This is a genomic window from Acidobacteriota bacterium (genome assembly GCA_016196065.1).
GTDB lineage: Bacteria > Acidobacteriota > Terriglobia > Terriglobales > Acidobacteriaceae > Acidiflorens.
In genome coordinates, this window is the sequence record JACPYL010000012.1 from 80394 (window position 1) to 98410 (window position 18017).

Sequence of the window (18017 nt, forward strand, 5' to 3'; positions counted from 1 at the left end):
CCGATGGTCCCCTGACAAACACAGAATTTTGTTGTATCGTCTGATTTCGCGTGTCTGAGGGGGCAGCGGAGCGAGGGGTTCGTTTTGTCCAGAAAGTTTGGATTGAAGGCCTGTGTGTCCCTGGGGGCAGTGTTCTTTCTGCCGATGATGGTTCGGGCGCTTCCGCCCGGATTTCCCTCTGCCTCACCTTCCTCGCAAGTCCAATCAGAAGCCGCCACTCCCGCACCCCAGCGACTTTCCACCGATTCCGAAGGCGGCCTGGTCATTCCCCGCCTTTCCCGCGCTCCAACTCTTGAAGAGTTCCTCACCATGCAGCCGGAAGGCGAAGCTGCGCTCGCCATGGCTAAGGTCACAAAGTTTGTCCAGCGCGATCCCCACGACGGCGAACCCGTTACCCAACCCACCGAAGCCTATCTCGGATACGACGACAAGAATCTCTACGTCGTCTTCGTCTGTCACGACGATCCCGCGAAAATTCGCGCCCACGAAACTCGACGCGAAGGCTTCGATGGCACCGACGACGATGTCGCCATCATGCTCGACACGTTTCACGATCGCCGTCGTGCTTATGAATTTGAAGTCAATCCCAAAGGCATTCAGTGGGACGCCGTTTGGACCGAAGCTTCATTCGCTGACACCGGCGGCAACTTCGACACCTCGTTCGATACCGTGTGGAATTCCAAAGGAAAAGTTACCAGCCAGGGCTACGTCGCCTGGATGGCCATCCCATTTCGCAGCCTGCGCTTCAGTTCCGCACACGATCAGACGTGGGGCATCATCCTGCTGCGCGAAATTATTCGCGATAACGAGAAGTCGTTCTGGCCGCACATCTCCGTCAACCGTGAAGGTCGGCTCGGCCAGGCTGGAACCGCCAAGGGGCTCAGTGGGATTTCTCCGGGCCGCAACATTCAGCTCATTCCTTACACGCTGTTGAATTCCTTCCACAGCGTCGACGACCGCGTCGCGGGAGGCACGCCTTGCCCCACGCCGCTTCTGCCCGATCGCAATTGCGCCGCGTTTCAGAATCGCGATATCGGCGGAACCTTCGGCCTCGACGGCAAGCTGATTCTCAAGGACAGCCTGGTGCTCGACGTGACCGCCAATCCTGACTTCAGCCAGGTCGAATCCGACCAGCCCCAGGTTACCGTCAACCAGCGCTACGAAGTCTACTTTCCCGAGAAGCGTCCGTTCTTCATCGAGAACGCCGACTACTTCCGCACACCGATCGACCTGTTCTTCACGCGACGCATCGTCAATCCCACCGGCGGAATTCGTTTGACCGGCAAAGTCGGACCCTACTCGCTCGGAATTTTATCCAGCGACGATCGCGGCCCCGGATTGACCCGGGATCCCAACGATAGAGATCTCTTCAAGTCGCGCGACTATTTCACCATCGCGCGCGTCTCACGCGACATCTTCAAGCAGTCCAGCATCGGTGCGATTTTTACAGATTGGGAATCCCCGGCGACTTCGAACGTCAACCTCGACCGCCGCAGCGATTTCAATCGCGTCGGCGGCATCGACTCGCGGCTCAAGTTTTCCACGAACTGGACTGCGGACCTTCAAGCCGTGGTGAGTTCCACAAATTTCGGCGGTTTCTACTCATTCGGCGAAAACTACAAAGCCGACGTGACCTACACCAGCCGCCATCTGAATCACACCGGCACATTCAACGACGTTAGCCCCGGTTTCACTACCGTCCCCGGATTCGTCACGCGTCCCGACATCCGTGAGTATCGCGATGACACGGCTTATTTCTTTCGCCCGAAACATGGACCAGTCGTCAGCTGGGGGCCGGAACTGTCCGGCCATTGGACGTGGGACCACAACGGTTTGCGTCTCGATACCGACTACTTGCCTAGTCTGAACGTCAACCTCAAGCGCCAGACGCGCATCAGCATCTTCCCGTATGAAGAATTCCGCGAGCGCCTCCGCCCATCGGACTATCCGGGAGTACTCGACAGCAGCGTGGATTTTCACGAGCACTCGAGCGGTCTAAACGTCTCCAGTTCGCCGTTTGCGCAGTTAACTCTCGGTGGGTACTACTTCTGGGGTGATGCCGTAAATTTCATTCCCGGATCAGTCGATCCATTCAGCAAACCGTATCTGGCCCGCTCGGACCTGGGCGCTGGAGTGTTGACCGTGCGTCCGATCACGCCCCTCAGGATCGACAACACATATTTATTCAGCCGTCTGCGCACGCGCGAAACCAACGCGAATGTTTTTAATAATCACATCATCCGCAGCCAGTGGAACCTGCAAATCAATCGGCAACTGTCCTTGCGCGCGATCATGCAATACAGCGCCACGCTCACGCAGAATCAACCTGGAAATGAACTCAACATCTTCACGTTTCTGCCCACGACGAAGAACTTCAATACCGATTTTCTGATTACCTACCTCGTGCATCCCGGCACGGCAGTCTATGTCGGCTACAACAGCAACCAGCAGAACCTCGACCCCGCCCTCGCCCTCGGCGAATTCGGAAGCGTCGCTCGTTCCAATCGCCTCATCAACGACGGACGCCTCTTCTTCGTAAAAGTCTCCTACCTCTTCCGCTTCTGACCAGTCGTAACCTTCGCGCCCACGCAATGCCCGCGCGATTCCACGCAATCCTATACGCCAAAGGCCCACGCCCAACGGCCGACGCCTAACGCCCCACACACACCTAAGGCCCGCACAGCCCACGCTCCCCGTGCCGCACAACTGCGTTTGCATGCCTGGAAATTTTTTAAGCCTGTGCCCGCCATAGCCGCGAAGTGGCGCAAGATTGCAGCCCACGGCGTAAGCCGTGGGTCTAGTTTGTGAGGATGCACCAAGCCCCGAAGGGGCGAAAGAAACTTGGGTGGCGCAGCGGTTTACCGCTGCGGTCAGCATCACCTATTGGACGGGGCTTTAGCCCCCGCCCTTTCCACCACTCGAATCCAAATTCCCATTCCCTCCGCCCCAACATCCGCCGGCGCCGCAAATCCCCGCATCCACACCAGACTCCCGCCCGCCACGACTACCGGCCAGTTCCCCTTTGCCTCGCCGACAATATGCCGATTGCTGAGCAGGTCTTTTACCTTCTTTTCTGCCTTCGTGTGCGCCGGCCAGAAGCGATCCCCCGCGCGCCAGTTGCGCACCGTGACTTCTCCCGTCAACTTTGCTGGATCAAGCAATCCACCACGCTCGTCCTGCGGAACCGCATCCTGTTCCACCAACATCGCTTCCATCCGAATCCCCAATTCCGGGACATCAACCGCGCCCGGAACGGACAATCGGTATTCATAGTCCGACAATCTCGGATCGCGGCCCGCTTCCAGGCAAATCTCGCGCTGCGTGCGACGCACGAACCGCCCACCGCCCGGCAGTTCCACTCGCTTGCCCGCCGGACCGAACGCAAGTTCCCGCACTTCTTCAATCAAACGAAACGAAACCGTCGGATCCGCTGCATTCGCTTCCAGCCATCCCCGAATCAACCGCCGCTGCCCCGCGACCGGCTGCGTCGTCAACGCGCTCACCTCCAGACGACCTCCTTCCTCTGTTGGACGAACCTCCGGATGCCCCTCCACCCAATGCTCTTCTTCCCCACGCGCGATTTCCGCTAGGTCCGCAAGATTCTCCACCGCCGCCGTCCCGAAATCTTTCTTCAACACTGGCAGCAAGCGATGCCGAACCCGATTGCGCAAAAATGACAGATCGCGATTGGAAGAATCTTCCCGCCAAGTCTGTCCGCGCTCTCGCAGATAACTCTCCACGTCGGCCCGCCGAAAACCAAGCAGCGGACGCACCACCTCACCGCCCGTCTCCTCCAGCTTCAGCCGCGGATGAATCCCGGCCAGCCCTCGAATCCCCGCCCCGCGCAACATTCGGAGCAGCACCGTCTCCGCCTGATCATCCAGCGTGTGCGCAGTAGCGACCTTCGTCACGCGACCCTCTGCCGCCAGCTTCCGAAAGAAGTCATAGCGCAGTTTCCGCGCGCCCGCTTCAATTCCAGACGTCCGATCAATCATTCCCGCGACATCCTTATGCAATTCCAGCCCTTGCTGACGAGCCAGCTCGGCTACAAAACGCTCGTCTTCATCGGACTCCTGTCCGCGCAGCTTGTGATTGACGTGCACCACTGACAATCCGATTCCTAGCTCCGCTCGCAATTCGACCAGCAGAAGCAGGAGCCCCACCGAATCTGCGCCCCCAGACACGGCCACGCCCAGCCGATCTCCCGCCCGGATCAGTTCCTGCTTGCGAATTGTTTTCAGCAGCCGCTCCGCCAGATCGTGCACGGGGAAATGGTAACGCAGGAAGCGTTGTCAGGTTTGTCGGATATGGCAAGCCAGCAATGACCCAGAAAAGACTGCGGCATGCGACCGTGCGAACAGCTAGAAGACTTGAGCAGACTATCTATTCGGTAGGAGAAAACTTGATCTGTACGACTTCCCGGGTCTCGCGCGTGGACTTTTCCCATCGCCACCGCCGCACCGCGTTCGCCGCAGCCTGGGCCAGAACGGGGTGCCCTCCCAGGACGTCAACGGTCTTTACGCTTCCATCCGGGGCGACCAGCGCTTCCATCTTCACCGTACCCGACACTCCCATGCTTCGGGCCAGTGTCGGACAAGGCGGTGCTACATGCTCCAGCAACGTTCGCTTTGCGGCAGCCTCCTGCGCCCAGGCGTCCTTTGACCCCGAAAGTAAGGCGGCAGCAACAACAATCACGCCCACCACAATCGGACGTGCCAAAATTTTCATATACCTAAAATCTAAGGGAAACAGCGACCCGGCAGAAGATTACACAGGTAATCGCTGCGGTGAAACGAAAGCCTGCGTGCCCGTTGCTGATTAGGGTTGTTGCAGAAAGCATCGCCGCTGGACGTGCTCCCACCCCGTTCCCTGTAGTATCCTTTTTTCAACGTGGGGCAGCCCGCAAGGGCTACCAAGAAACTTCATCAGAAGATATGCAGCGCTGGATTGCCAGGCTTCTCGTGTTGGTGATGATCGTCCCGGCCTTCGGGCCGCTGGCGATGGCTCGCGCCTCCGAGACCATGGCGCCGCACTGTTCCCGGCAGCCCGCCCAGCCCGTGATGCAGTGTCATCAAGGCATGGCGATGCCGATGTCCTCTGCGCCGTCATCTCCCGAAACATCGTTCCAGTCCGTCAATTCCTGTTGTCAGAATCATGATTGCTGCCGTGGACTCGCCACCTCTCAGTGGGCGCAAGCGCCATCGCAGCAGACCATCCAGCACGTACTACCGACCTCCGAGACCCAGCGTATCTCGATCGCGCTCCTGACTTTCAGCAATATCTCCGACAGCGATTCCGCCCGCGCTCCGCCCCTGCTCTAACTCCTCATAACCGGACGCATCCCGATGCAAACCGCACCAGCTGAAAGCAGCCTGCATAGGCCGCCTTTGTCTGTGTCGAAGTTTTGCATGGGATATGCGCACGCAGAACCAGCCAGCCACAGAGCGGAGTCATCCGTGAGCCCAGCGCGTCAGTGCTGGGTCCGCTCGATGAAAAGACGAGCTAAGGACTGAACATGAGCACCCACAACACGATCCGGACCACTCTCATCCCGGCGCTGGTAACCCTGATCTTTGCAATCATCCCGCCTGCTGCCCACGCCTCCATCCTCGGATCCGTCCGCGGCCTCATCCACGATCCCCAGCACCGTCCCGTCACCGGTGCGACCGTGAAACTCCACGCCACGAACTCGCAGTTCGAACAGACCGCCACCAGCACCGATGCCGGAGAATTCACATTCGAGAAGATTCCCATCGGTGAGTACACCGTGGATGTTCAATCCACCGGCTTTCGCACCGAGCAGCAGCATCTCGCACTCTCCTCCAGTCGTGACGTCCGCCTTCATTTTTCTCTCACATTGGCCGCCACGACGGAGACTGTGGAAGTCCAGGATGCACCCATGACCGTGAATCCGACTTCATCCACCACTGCCACCTTGATCAGCCGCGCAGACATCGCCCAGACTCCCGGTGCCGACCAATCCAATTCGCTGGCCATGATCACCAGCACCGTGCCCAGCGCCTATATCGTCCACGACCAGCTTCACATCCGCGGCGGACACCAAGTCTCCTGGCTCCTCGACGGCGTGCCCGTCCCCAACACCAACATCGCCTCCAACGTCGGACCGCAATTCGATCCTAAAGACATCGACTACCTTGAAGTGCAGCGTGGCGGATACAACGCCGAATACGGAGACCGCAGCTACGGCGTCTTCAACGTCGTGACCCGTTCTGGCTTCGAGCGCAACCGCCAGGCCGAACTCACCACCAGTTACGGGAGCTTCAACAACACTGACAATCAAATCAGTTTCGGCGACCACTCCGAGCGCCTCGCCTACTACGGCAGCTTTTCCGGATATCGCAACGACCTCGGCCTCGAAACTCCCATCACCCGCGTGCAGCACGATCAGGCGGCCGGTCTCGGTGGATTCGGCTCCATCATTTTCAACAAGACTGCGAACGATCAGTTGAGGTTCGTCACCTCCGTCCGCGGCGATCATTACCAGGTCCCGATTGATCCCAACGATCCCGCCACTGCTGACAATCGTGACGTCGAAAATGAACGCGATGCCTTCGTCAATTTTTCCTGGATTCACACCGCCGGCCCTGGCTTGACCTTCACCGTCTCGCCCTTCTACCACTTCAACCGCGCCCACTACGCCGGCAACTTTGTTGGCACCTTCAATGGAAATCCTGCTGACGCCGTCGCCATTCCCGAAGACGATCGCGGCTCCAACTACTTCGGCGGCACGGCCATGCTGGCCATCCAGCGCGGTAAGCACAACGCTCGCATCGGACTGCAATCCTGGGGACAACGTGACAATCAACTTTTCGGCGTGGCCAGCAGCGATCCCGAACAGACTCCACTCCACATCCGCGACACCGCCTGGGGATCGGTCTCCGCGATCTTTCTTGAAGACCAGGTTCACCTGACCGACTGGCTGACCGTCAACGCCGGAGTCCGCCTCACCCGCTTTCAAGGCCCGCGCCAGCTCGATGGCGAAACTTCACAATCCATCAGAGTGAATGACAACGCCGCCGACCCGCGTATCGGCGCAGCCCTCCGCATCCCGAAACTGAACTGGGTTGCCCGCGCATTTTATGGGCGCTACTATCAGGCTCCGCCGCTGCTCACCGTTACCGGAGCGTTGCTCAATCAATGCACCGACGCCGGATGCAACTTTGCGCCCCTGCACGGAGAGCGTGACGAGCAACGTGAGTTCGGCCTCGCCATCCCCGTCAAAGGCTGGACCATCGACCTCTCCAACTTCCGCACCGGAGCCAAGAACTTCTTCGACCATGACGCGCTCGGCAATTCCAACATCTTCTTCCCGCTCACCCTCGATCACGCGCGCATTCGCGGATGGGAAGTCAGCGCCTCATCTCCACGTCTTGCGAATCGCGTTTCCTGGCGCCTCGCCTATTCCCATCAGCACGCCGATTGGAATGGCATCGTCACCGGCGGCCTCATCACCGGAGACGTTTGCGAAGATCCGCTCTGCCAGCTCGACCACGATCAGCGCGACACTCTTTCCACCGGCGCGAACGTGAATTTGCCCTGGCACGCCTGGGCTGACTTCGGCATCAGCTACGGTTCTGGCTTCGTGGACGGCGACGGCCCCACCCACCTGCCATCCCACACCACCTACGACCTCTCGCTCGGCAAATCCTTCGGCGAAAACTGGAGCGTCCGTTTCACCGGACTAAATCTAACCAACCATCACTATCTCCTCGACAACAGCAACACCTTCGGCGGCACCCATTTCGCGAATCCCCGCGAAGTAAGCGTGCAGCTGAAATACCGCTTCCATTTCTGAAGACTGGAAAGAGAGGCTGGAAATAGAAGGCTCGAAACATAACAGGCAAGAGCCTAAATTGCAGACCGAACATAGCCCAGCGCTTCAGCGCTGGGTAAAACGGAGGACACGCCTCAAGTCCCGGAGGGACGACTGGAGATAGCCCGGCGTTTAAGTGCCGGGTCCGGTCAGCCGCATCCATTACTCAATAAATCTCGCCTCTGACCCCCGAATTGACGCTGCCCAAGCAACCTCCGTATAATTCTATGCGTCCACACCATCTAGACGGTTCTGTGGGATATCGCCACGCCTGACGTTCGGCGTGAAGAGCCGGCACCGAGCATTTCCGGAACTATTCCGAAGGAGTTCAAAGGATCAATGACCAGCAAGTTTATGAGAATTCTTGTGGCTGCAGTGTTCGCACTATCCCTGAGCGCATGGGCGCAGACCGCCGCGGACAACGCCGGCGCCCCCAACGCACCATCCTCTGCTGCTGCCACCCCGCTCGCCACCGGCACCAAGGTTGGCACCATTAACATTGAAGGCGCAATCTTCAACTGCAACGAAGGTCGCCGTGACGCCGAAGCCCTCAGCAAGAAGCTCGAACCCAAGCAGGCCGAACTGAAGGGGGTCAGCGACGAAATCGAAGGCCTCAAGAAGCAGCTCAGCACCCAGGGCGACAAGATGAACGAGGAAGCCGCCGCCACCCTTCGCAAACAGATCGAGACCAAGCAAAAAGCATTCGAACGCTCGGTCCAGGACGCCCGCGAAGAAGCGCAGGGCCAGCAGGGCGAGATCATGCAGCGCGTGCTCGGCAAGATGGCGCCCGTGATCGCGAAGTACGCTGCCGACAACGGCTACGGACTTCTCATCGACACCTCTCAACAATGGCCGCAAGGTCCCGTAATCATGGCTGGACCCTCCGTTGACCTCACCACCCAGATCATCGAAGCCTACAACATTAAGTCGGGAGTGCCCGCACCGCCAGCATCCGCTGGAGGAACGAAGCCTGCGGCGAAGCCCGCAACCTCGCCTGCGAAACCGGCGGCTGCCCCGGCTCCCAAGCCTGCCACGAGCAATCCGCCGAAGCAGTAACGACACCAATCATCGAACGATAGTTCCCAAGGCCGCGTGCAAGCGCGGCCTGTTTCTTTTTCTCTCCGCATCGTTTCTGCAGGAGCAAACTCCGCCGCACAGGTGTCTGTAGCACTAACGGGGCCCGTTCGGAGGACATCATGTTCAACACGCTCGAAACTTCCTGGGATCACTCCGCCCGCCGCGGTTGGTCCGCTCTCGCATCCTTCACCGCGCAAGCCATGGCATTGAGTTTGTTGTTGCTCATCCCGCTGTTGATCGTTCCAGGCCCGCCGCACCTCATGTTCTGGGAGAGGGTCATTCTTCCGCCTCCCGGCCGAACTGCGCCGCCCGTGCTTCGTCAGCATCCCGCAGAGCAAGCCACCACCAATCTCAATGGAGAACACGTGATTGCGCCACCCAGTATTCCGGACACGATCGCCGATGTGCACGATAGGCCGGTTGCGGACACGCCTGACCTCAGAAATTTGCCACTAGATGGTGGAATAGGACCGGCTCGACGTGGCGTCGACAATTCAGTCGGAAATTCCATCGCGGTCGTTCCGCCCAAGCCCCCAGCTCCCACGCACCCTCTGAAGATTTCTCACTGGGCGGAAGGCAATCTCATCTTTCGCGTGCAGCCCGTCTATCCACCACTCGCTCGCCAGGCGCGCATTCAAGGAACGGTGCAACTGCGAGCCATCATCAGCAAACAAGGGACAATCGAAAATCTGATCTTGGAGAGCGGACATCCCATGCTCGCCGGAGCCGCCATCGACGCCGTCCGTCAATGGCGCTATCGTCCCTACCTCCTCAACGACGACCCCATAGAAATCGAAACCGAAATCACCGTGAACTTCTTGTTGTCGGGGAACTAGAAGCGAGCCGCGGAGCGGCGCAAGATTACAGCCCACGGCGCAAGCCGTGGGTTAGCGCCGGAAAGTCTCTAGCCCCGGGGGCGATAGCAACAAGTCTCGCCTGGTGGGAGTGGCTCAGTTTGAAAGAGATTCGTATCAGGGCATCGCTTCAGCGATGCCGCGAAATACGAAAATCAAGCGGCTTGAGCCGCTGGGCTTGAGGGCAAGGCAGCGGCTGAAGCCGGTTCGCGGTTGTTTCTTTGGCATGCCTGAAGGCATGCGCTGATACGAATCTCTTTCAACCTGAGCCACTACCCGCCCGTTTATAATCGCCCCAGTGAACGCCCCGCGCCGTGACCGCTCTCCGACAACGACCAGCCCCAACTGGGCTGAAGTTTCCCTCGACGCTCTCCGCCACAACTACCGCGCTGTCGGCAAGCATGTCGGGGAGAATGTCCGCATCTGCGCCGTCGTCAAGGCCGACGCCTACGGACACGGCTCCGCCCGCTGCGCCCAGGCTCTCGAATCCGAAGGCGCGCCCTGGTTCGGAGTCACCGGCACCGAAGAAGCCATGGCTCTCCGCCAGGCCGGAATCAAGGCCCGCCTTCTCTTGATGACCGGCATCTGGAAAGGCGAAGAAGACGAAGTTGTCGCCAACCAGCTCACGCCGATCGTCTGGGAAAAATGGCACATCGATCGGCTCGAAGCCGCCGCCTCAAGAAAACAGACCACACTCCCCGTCCATCTCAAGATCGATACCGGGATGACCCGCCTCGGCGTATGCCCTGAAGCGTTGCCCGCGATCATTGCCGCGCTCGCTTCCAGCCCTCATCTCAAACTCGAAGGCGTGAGCACGCACTTCGCAACCGTCCGCGATCCCGAGAAGACGCGTAAACAAACCGCGCTCTTCGAAGGCGCTCTCGCCATTCTCGCCGCAAACAAATTGCAGCCCGCACTCATCCACATGGCGAACTCCGCCGCGACGCTCGCCCGTTCCGAAACCTGGAAGACCTTGATCCGTCCCGGCATCGCCCTCTACGGATACTCCAAAATTCGCACCGCCGGCACCAAACCTGTCGACGTCGCGACGCCGCTTCATCCCGTACTTGCCTGGAAGACCCGCCTGATCGCTCTGAAAGACGTTGCTCCCGGACAAGCCATCGGCTACGGCGGCACATTCGTCACCCAGCAGCGCAGCCGCATCGCGATCCTGCCCGTGGGCTACGCCGACGGCTTTCACCGCCTCCTCTCCAATCGCGGACGCGTCATCGTTCGCGGTGAATTCGCTCCCGTCGTCGGAAGCGTCTCCATGGACCTCACCACCGTTGACGTCACCAGCATTCCCGGCATCGATATCGGCGACGAAGTGATCCTGATGGGAGAAAGCAATAACAAAATCATCGATGCCGGAGAACACGCCCGCATCTGCGAAACCATCCCCTACGAAATCCTCTGCAGCATCTCCAAACGAGTCCCCAGAATCTACCTGTAGAGACCCTAGAGTAGAGACCCGGCTTGCCGCGTCTCCCCGCTGCTAAAATCAAGCTGATGCCCTCGCGCTACGCCCAATGGATGTATAACTGGGAAACCCGTCTCACCTCGGTCGATAACAACCGCGTGATCCGCCCCTTGGACTGGGGCGTCGAATGGACCCAGCACTGGCCCGGCCGCAATGGAGGCCCCTCCAGCCACTCGCCCGCCGACCTGCTCGCCTATTTCAAAACTTTCAACGACCACATCATCGAGAACAGCGACGCCTTCTACTCCTACCAGAAGCCAACCGACTTCCGTCTCGAGCGCCGTGAAGTCCAGGTCTTCAGCACTCGCGCCGTTCCCGACCCAAAGTTAGAAGAGAAAGTTCGTGGCACGTACGCCGACTTCCTCCGCTTCACTTCGCCCGTACGAACTCCCTATCCCGAGAACGATCTAGCCAACGCCCGCTGGTTTCCCGCTGAAGAAAAAAAACATGCAGGACAATCCCGCCGCGCCGTAGTCCTTCTCCCGCACTGGAACGCCGACGCCCTCGCCTATAACTCCCTGTGCCGCGCCTTCAACTGGATGGGCATCTCCGTCCTGCGTCTAAGCCTGCCGCATCACGACATTCGCCGTCCCAAAGAAATTCATCGCGCCGACTACGCCGTCTCCGCCAACATTGGCCGCACCATGGACGCCATGCGCCAGGGCGTCATCGACGTCCGCTGTTGTCTCGACTGGCTCGAATCGCAAGGCTACAACCGCTTCGGCATCGTCGGTACCAGCCTCGGATCCTGTTACGCCTTCATTGCCACCGCCCACGATCCGCGCATCAGCGTTGCCGCCTTCAATCACGCTTCTACTTATGTCGCCGACGTAGTCTGGCACGGACAATCCACCCGCCACGTTCGCGAGGGATTGGAGCCCGCGATTCAACTCGACGATCTTCGCAACGTATGGCGTGCCGTCAGCCCGATGGTCTACTTCGACAAATTTTCCCGATGGCCCCGCAAATCGCTGATCATCTATGCGCGCTACGATCTGACCTTCTTACCCGAGTTATCCGAAGCCGTCGTCGACGAATTCGCCCGCCACAAACTCAACCACAAAGTAGTCGTCCTCCCCTGCGGCCACTACACCATGGGAGAAACTCCCTTCAAATACATGGACGGCTGGCAACTAGGAAACTTCCTGAGAACCGCCTTCGACTAACAAAAAACCTATGTGGCGCGGGCGCCCCCGCCCGCGAACCCATGAAGTCTCACGAGGTCCTTACTGCACAGTGAAACTTCCCCTGGCAATTGCCGAACCGCCCTTGGTCTTCAACGAGACCTTAGCCGGTGAGGTGACGCCTGCCGGCACCGTTGCCGTCACCGCCGTGTCGGAAACCACGTTGAAAACGCCCGGCCCCAGAACCACACGGCCAATGGTGACGCTCGTGGTCTGCTTCAGGCTCATGCCGGTAATTGTGATCACAGTTCCCACCGGCCCGCTCTTCGGATTAAAGTCCGAGATGGAGGGAAGCACTTTGAACGTCTGCGGCGTTACCAGGTCGCCGGTTGGCATGCTGACTTTGACTGGGCCAGTCATCGCGCCCGCCAGGGGCGAAATGATCGCCGCGGTATCGTTGATCGGGATGAGCTTCCCCGGCCCGCCTCCAAACGTGACCCCGGTAGCGCTTAAGAAACCTTGTCCCAGGATTCCCGCCGCATCCCCAACGTGACCCGACGTGATGATGACGAGTGAGATGAAGGGCTTCAGACTGGCGTCATAACTGTAAAGAACGCCGTAGGCCGGCTGTTGGCTTCCTCCGTGATTCGTCGTGCCGTAGATGATCCCATTGGTATGCAACACAGGTGTGGACATCGGCGTGTCGCCGCTGGATGTGCCAAAGTCGTGCAGCACGGTAAAGGTTGTTCCCTGCGTATTGATCTTGAACAGAGTGCCTTGGCTGTTGGCTCCTCCCCTCGTGGCGACGCTGTACAGGAACCCGTCACTTCCCTGGACCATTCCGGCCGGCGGATTCTCGCCCTCGATAGCCTGAAAGCTGTGCAGCGTCTTGTAACCACCGCCGGTGGCCGACATCACGAATACGCTCCCGAACCCGTTCGCGCCTCCCCAATTTGTAGTGCCGTAGAGCTTTCCGTCCGCCGCTTGCAGGACGGGGCCAGCAGGGTTCTTTCCCTCGGTTCCAGAGGTGCCAAAACTGTGGACGATCTTCAGTACTCCCTTTGTCGTCAGCCGGAACACTGTGCCTTGATTAAACGTGCCACCATTCGGAGTCGTCCCATAAAGATTTCCATCCGTACCCAGAATGAGGGGCGCAATTGTCTGTGAGGGTAGCGTTGCGATAACCGAGAACGCCCCGGTGGACAAATTGATCTTGTACGCTTTGCCCGGATTCGTCCCGTTGTCGGTAACTCCGTAAATATTCCCATCTGGTGCCTGGATGGGTGGAGCCCAGGGGAATGCGCCGTCGGTGCCATCGGTGAAGTTGTACAGGATGGTCATGACTCCGTCGCGATACTTGAAAACTGTGCCTTTATCCGACGTGCCGCCTCGTTCCGTCGCCCCGTAGAAGTTGCCGTCCCATCCGAAACTCAGTCCCGACTGCGGCGTGTTCCCATCCGGTTTGCCGAGAAAGTCGTAGAGATCGAGCACGGTTCCGTCGGGTGCGATGCTGAAGACCGAGCCATCGTGGGACAGCTGCGTTTGCAGCGTTCCATAGAGGCTGCCGTCCAATCCTTGTGTGAGCAATGCGGGGCCCATCGGATTGGCTCCTTCCTGGTGCCAGTCAAAGTTGTGCACTTCGGTGTACTGCGCGTGCAGCAGCGGACTGACAGCAAGAAGAACGAATGCAAGAACGAAACGGATGGATCGGGCGGCTACGAAGGGACTCATATGCTACTCCTTATTGAGTAATGTGCGAAACCAGACCCAATTGGCTCACGCTCCACAAAAAAAAGCCGGCACGAAATCGTTAATTTCGACCTAACCCCCGTATTTTCAGCTCACAGAAAAACATGTGGCGCGGGCGCCCCCGCCCGCGAACCCCGAATCTCTCCCCCGCCCCGACAGGGACCACGAGTGCACCCGTCCTACATGACGTTGGAAGTACATCAATCATCCCGTAGCCGCCAGCGTCAAAATCCTTTTTCAAAACGCAAGCTCGTCGGCGTAGCCTGCCAAAGTGCTCGATGAGAGGAGCGGTCATGAAAAGGCTAAAGCTCGCAGTATTGGTCTGCGCCACAGTCACGCTGATGTTGGGGGATACGACCAGGAAAGAGATCATCGCGTGCACTCCGCAACAAGTGCGATGGTTCACGCCGTCGTACTACACCGATGGCCGCGAGCGAGCGCAGTTATTCGGCGACTCAAGCCGCGGCGGTGCATGGATCGATCGTGTCAGGATGCCCGCCGGCAAACGCGTCCTCGCGCATACGCACCCGCAGGACGAACTCGTCACGGTCATCGAAGGAACTTGGTATGTGGGCCAGGGAACAAGATTCAACTCCAAAGAGCTGAAAGCGTATCCGCCGGGCAGTTTCATCGTCATTCCGGCCGGCATAGCTCATTTTGTTGAGGCGAAGGACGGTACCGTAATCGTTCAACTCAACGGCAATGGCAAATTTCACACGGACTATGTTGAGAAATAGAGATTGCCAAGCCATGCATTTGTGTTCGCGGGCGCCCCCGCCCGCGAACACTATACCGCTCCTCAACTTCAACAGGGTGCACTCGTTCCCCCGCCCATCTTGCTCTTGGGTGGCGCAGCGGTTCACCGCTGCGATCAAGACTGTCTTTGTATGAAATGAGACCATAGCCCCCGCCCGCGAACTCTATACCGCTCCTCAACTTCAACAGGGAGTAACTCGTTCCCCCGCCCATTTTGCTTTTGGGTGGCGCAGCGGTTCACCGCTGCGATCAAGACTGTCTTTCTAGGAGAGAGGGCTTTAGCCCCGCCGGCCCCGACTATAGATCGGAGCGCAGCCGCCAGTGCACTACCGTTTAGAGAGGACAAGAACGGGAGGGCACGACTTCAGTCGTGCCGCCGAGTTCGCTAGAGACGAGGGGCTTTAGCCCCGGAGGTAATAGGAGTTACATTAAGGGACGCCTTCCCCGTTGCGCGGCATCTCGAAGATCACGACCAAGAGGGAGTAATTGCAGTGGAACCATTTCGAATTCAAGTCGCGGATGACGTGCTCAATGATTTGCGGGGACGGTTGCGCCAAACAAGATGGCCCGACCAGGTACCCGGCATCGACTGGAAACAAGGCACCGAGTTGAACTGGCTGCGACGCCTCGTGTCCTACTGGGCCGACGAGTTCGACTGGCGTAGCTGGGAGCGAAGGCTCAACGCGCTGAACCACTTCACCTGGGAGGGCATCCACTTTGTGCACCAGCGTGCGACATCCGGTAGTGGTGTGCCGCTCATTCTCACGCACGGCTGGCCCGGCAGTTTCCTCGATTACGTGCCGATGCTGCCGATGCTCGAACACTTCGACGTGGTCGTACCCTCCCTGCCCGGTTATGGTTTTTCGCCGCGTCCACCCAAAGTCGGCATCAACTATCGGTACGTCGCGGATCGCTTGCACCGGCTCATGTCTGAGCTTGGGTATTCGCGTTACGCCGCGAGCGGTTATGACTTTGGCGCCGGAGTAACGACGATCCTTGCGTTCGACCATCCCCAGTCGGTGGTCGGGATCCATCTCACCACACTGGAATCGGATCTCGCCCCCGTGGTGGACGACAAGGATCTATCCGATGCTGAGCGTTCGTACCTCGCGGTGAATCGGGCCTGGGATGTGACGGAGCGCGGATACAGCGCGATCCAGTCCACCAAGCCGCAGACGGTTGGCTATGGACTCAACGACTCCCCGGCAGGGCTCGCGGCGTATCTCGGCGAGAAGTGGCACTCGTGGAGCGACGTTACCCCGGCCGACGACTTCCTCTGCGCCACGTTCACTCTGTACTGGATCACCCAGAGCATCACTTCGTCGATGCGCGACTATTGGGACAATCGCTGGCACCCGGTCGATCCCGCTTACATCAGCACGCCCACCGCGTTTGGTCTGTTCGCGCACCAGAAAGTTCCCGAGGGTGACCTGCCTCGCTCGTATTTGGAACGCCTATACAACATCCAGCGCTGGACCGTCTTTCCGCGCGGCGGCCACTTCGCCCACGCTGAGGAACCAGCAGCAGTAGCAGCAGACCTGACCACCTTCTTCCGTACCCTAAGCTGAGGGCCATGCAACAAGTCGGAGCCCTGGCACGAGGAAGATTTGAAAAGCCTATGTGGCGCGGGCGCCCCCGCCCGCGAACTCTATACCGCCCCTCGACTTCAAGAGGGGCTGCTCGCCCCAGAACCCTAGCTCCATCCCGTAGCTCTGAAAGCCAACCACGCTTACCCTAGATTCGCGAGCAACTTGGCGCCCGCACCCTCGGGTTGCCCGGGCCACCCGCCAGCCAGCAGGAAAGCGACGATTATTGTCGTTCCGTGTGAATCGGATTCAATATTAAAACTCCCGCCCAGATCGGCAACACGCTCGCGCATCCCGCTAAGACCGACTCCCACATTGGTGATATGTAGGTCAGAACTTTGCATCAACCTCGCGGGCATGCCCTGTCCGAAATCTTGCACCCTTAGCAGTGCCTGGTTTTCTGTGATGGTCAGGCCGATCTCCACTGAAGAACTGCCGGAATGTCGGTGGACATTCGTGAGACTCTCTTGCAAGATGCGGAAGAGTGCGATTTCTGTTAATTCGGGGAGTCGATCCATACCGTCGGGTAAGGCCAGCCTGACTTCAATCCCGCTTCGTTTTGCGAATTCATCCGTGAACCAGCGGGCTGCGGAAGCAAACCCAACCTCATCCAACAGGGGAGGATGTAAGAGGCAAGAAAGAGTACGGGTTTCGACGATGCTGCGTTCGACCGATTCCAAAGCGTCTGCCAATGCTTCGGTTTGGCTCGGTGCAGCGGAACCACTCAGGGAGTCCAAATTCATTTTTATGCTGACCAAATACTGCCCCAAACTGTCGTGAAGATTGCGAGCAATTCTCCTGCGCTCTTCATCCTGCAAACGCATAAGCTGGACCGAGAGGTGCCTGAGCATGGCGGTGCGACTCTGGACCGCAGACTCAAGTTCTCCGTTTGCAAGGCGCAACTCACTTTCGCTTTTCCGGAGCGCTTCTTCCGCCCGTTGGCGTTCCGTTACGCTTTCCCGCAAGGCTTCCTCCGCCCGCTTGCGCTCAGTGACATTGTAGAAACAGTTGATCGCGCCCCGGATTTCTCCTTGGTCATCCGTGAGCGGAGCGATATTCACAATGACGACAATGCGTGAGCCATCGGGCCGTTCAATATGTACTTCCGCATCATGCATCCACGGTATCTTGCCACTCAACACGTCCCCCATAGGGCATTGCTCGTGCGGCATGAAACTACCGTCTGGGCGGTACATCTTGAACGAGCCGCAAAACCGCTCGTCGGTATCACCGCGTTCCGGCTTGCGGCCCCACAGTTCCGCTGCGCGATTGTTGTAATCCCGGATTACGCCGGAAACATCACAGGAATAGACGGCGACGGGGGCCAAATCGAACAAGGTACGATAGCGCCCTTCACTTTCGAGCAGATCGTGTTCGGCCCGCTGGAGATCGACAGCCCTTTCATCTCGGAGCGTTCGATTGAGCTTCGTAGTTGAGGCTCCGCCTACCTCGGTCATCCAGCAGTTCACGGAAGCGGGCATCGATTGTGGAGCTTGCTGCTTGAATGTGCTCATGAGTAAAACAGATAATGCACCAAGGCCGTGGACAGGTATGCTC

General features: G+C 58.9%; 13 protein-coding genes. 9 read left to right on the plus strand and 4 right to left on the minus strand.

All coding sequences use genetic code 11. The features are described from left to right. Positions 1–84 precede the first annotated feature (84 nt). Complete coding sequence (locus tag HY010_12460; GenBank protein ID MBI3476537.1) at positions 85–2565, plus strand: carbohydrate binding family 9 domain-containing protein; 2481 nt, start codon at positions 85–87, stop codon at positions 2563–2565. Positions 2566–2876: 311 nt separating this feature from the next. Here the strand turns inward: HY010_12460 and tilS are convergent, their stop codons facing one another. Both tilS and HY010_12470 read right to left on the minus strand, forming a co-directional pair. Beyond that, complete coding sequence (gene tilS / locus HY010_12465; GenBank protein ID MBI3476538.1) at positions 2877–4265, minus strand: tRNA lysidine(34) synthetase TilS; 1389 nt, start codon at positions 4263–4265, stop codon at positions 2877–2879. Between the two features lie 118 nt (positions 4266–4383). Then, complete coding sequence (locus HY010_12470) at positions 4384–4728, minus strand: energy transducer TonB (protein MBI3476539.1); 345 nt, start codon at positions 4726–4728, stop codon at positions 4384–4386. Positions 4729–4934: 206 nt separating this feature from the next. On the opposite strand from HY010_12470, the gene HY010_12475 reads away from it, so the two are divergent. From HY010_12475 to HY010_12500, 6 genes are all read left to right on the plus strand, one after another. Then, the gene (locus HY010_12475; protein ID MBI3476540.1) at positions 4935–5321 is read left to right on the plus strand and encodes a hypothetical protein; all 387 of its coding nucleotides are present in this window, start codon (positions 4935–4937) and stop codon (positions 5319–5321) included. 194 nt (positions 5322–5515) lie between these two features. After that, positions 5516–7816 carry a TonB-dependent receptor gene (locus HY010_12480; protein ID MBI3476541.1) on the plus strand — a complete coding sequence of 767 codons (2301 nt, stop codon included), beginning with the start codon at positions 5516–5518 and terminating at the stop codon, positions 7814–7816. A 357-nt stretch (positions 7817–8173) separates the two neighbouring features. Then, positions 8174–8890, plus strand: a complete 717-nt coding sequence (locus tag HY010_12485; GenBank protein MBI3476542.1) for an OmpH family outer membrane protein — start codon at positions 8174–8176, stop codon at positions 8888–8890. 140 nt (positions 8891–9030) lie between these two features. Further along, the gene (locus tag HY010_12490; GenBank protein MBI3476543.1) at positions 9031–9747 is read left to right on the plus strand and encodes an energy transducer TonB; all 717 of its coding nucleotides are present in this window, start codon (positions 9031–9033) and stop codon (positions 9745–9747) included. Between the two features lie 316 nt (positions 9748–10063). Then, positions 10064–11218, plus strand: a complete 1155-nt coding sequence (gene alr / locus HY010_12495; GenBank protein MBI3476544.1) for an alanine racemase — start codon at positions 10064–10066, stop codon at positions 11216–11218. A gap of 56 nt (positions 11219–11274) precedes the next feature. After that, positions 11275–12411, plus strand: a complete 1137-nt coding sequence (locus HY010_12500) for an abhydrolase domain-containing 18 (protein MBI3476545.1) — start codon at positions 11275–11277, stop codon at positions 12409–12411. A gap of 60 nt (positions 12412–12471) precedes the next feature. Here the strand turns inward: HY010_12500 and HY010_12505 are convergent, their stop codons facing one another. Then, positions 12472–14100 carry an IPT/TIG domain-containing protein gene (locus tag HY010_12505; protein ID MBI3476546.1) on the minus strand — a complete coding sequence of 543 codons (1629 nt, stop codon included), beginning with the start codon at positions 14098–14100 and terminating at the stop codon, positions 12472–12474. Positions 14101–14411: 311 nt separating this feature from the next. Here HY010_12505 and HY010_12510 point away from each other — a divergent pair, with 311 nt between their 5' ends. Together HY010_12510 and HY010_12515 are read left to right on the plus strand one after the other, a co-directional pair. Next, positions 14412–14855 (plus strand): cupin domain-containing protein, encoded by a 444-nt coding sequence (locus tag HY010_12510; GenBank protein ID MBI3476547.1) that lies wholly within the window; start codon positions 14412–14414, stop codon positions 14853–14855. 504 nt (positions 14856–15359) lie between these two features. Next, positions 15360–16442 (plus strand): epoxide hydrolase, encoded by a 1083-nt coding sequence (locus HY010_12515; protein ID MBI3476548.1) that lies wholly within the window; start codon positions 15360–15362, stop codon positions 16440–16442. 161 nt (positions 16443–16603) lie between these two features. Here HY010_12515 and HY010_12520 read toward each other — a convergent pair whose 3' ends face one another. After that, positions 16604–17974, minus strand: a complete 1371-nt coding sequence (locus HY010_12520; GenBank protein MBI3476549.1) for a PAS domain S-box protein — start codon at positions 17972–17974, stop codon at positions 16604–16606. Between the last annotated feature and the right edge of the window lie 43 nt (positions 17975–18017).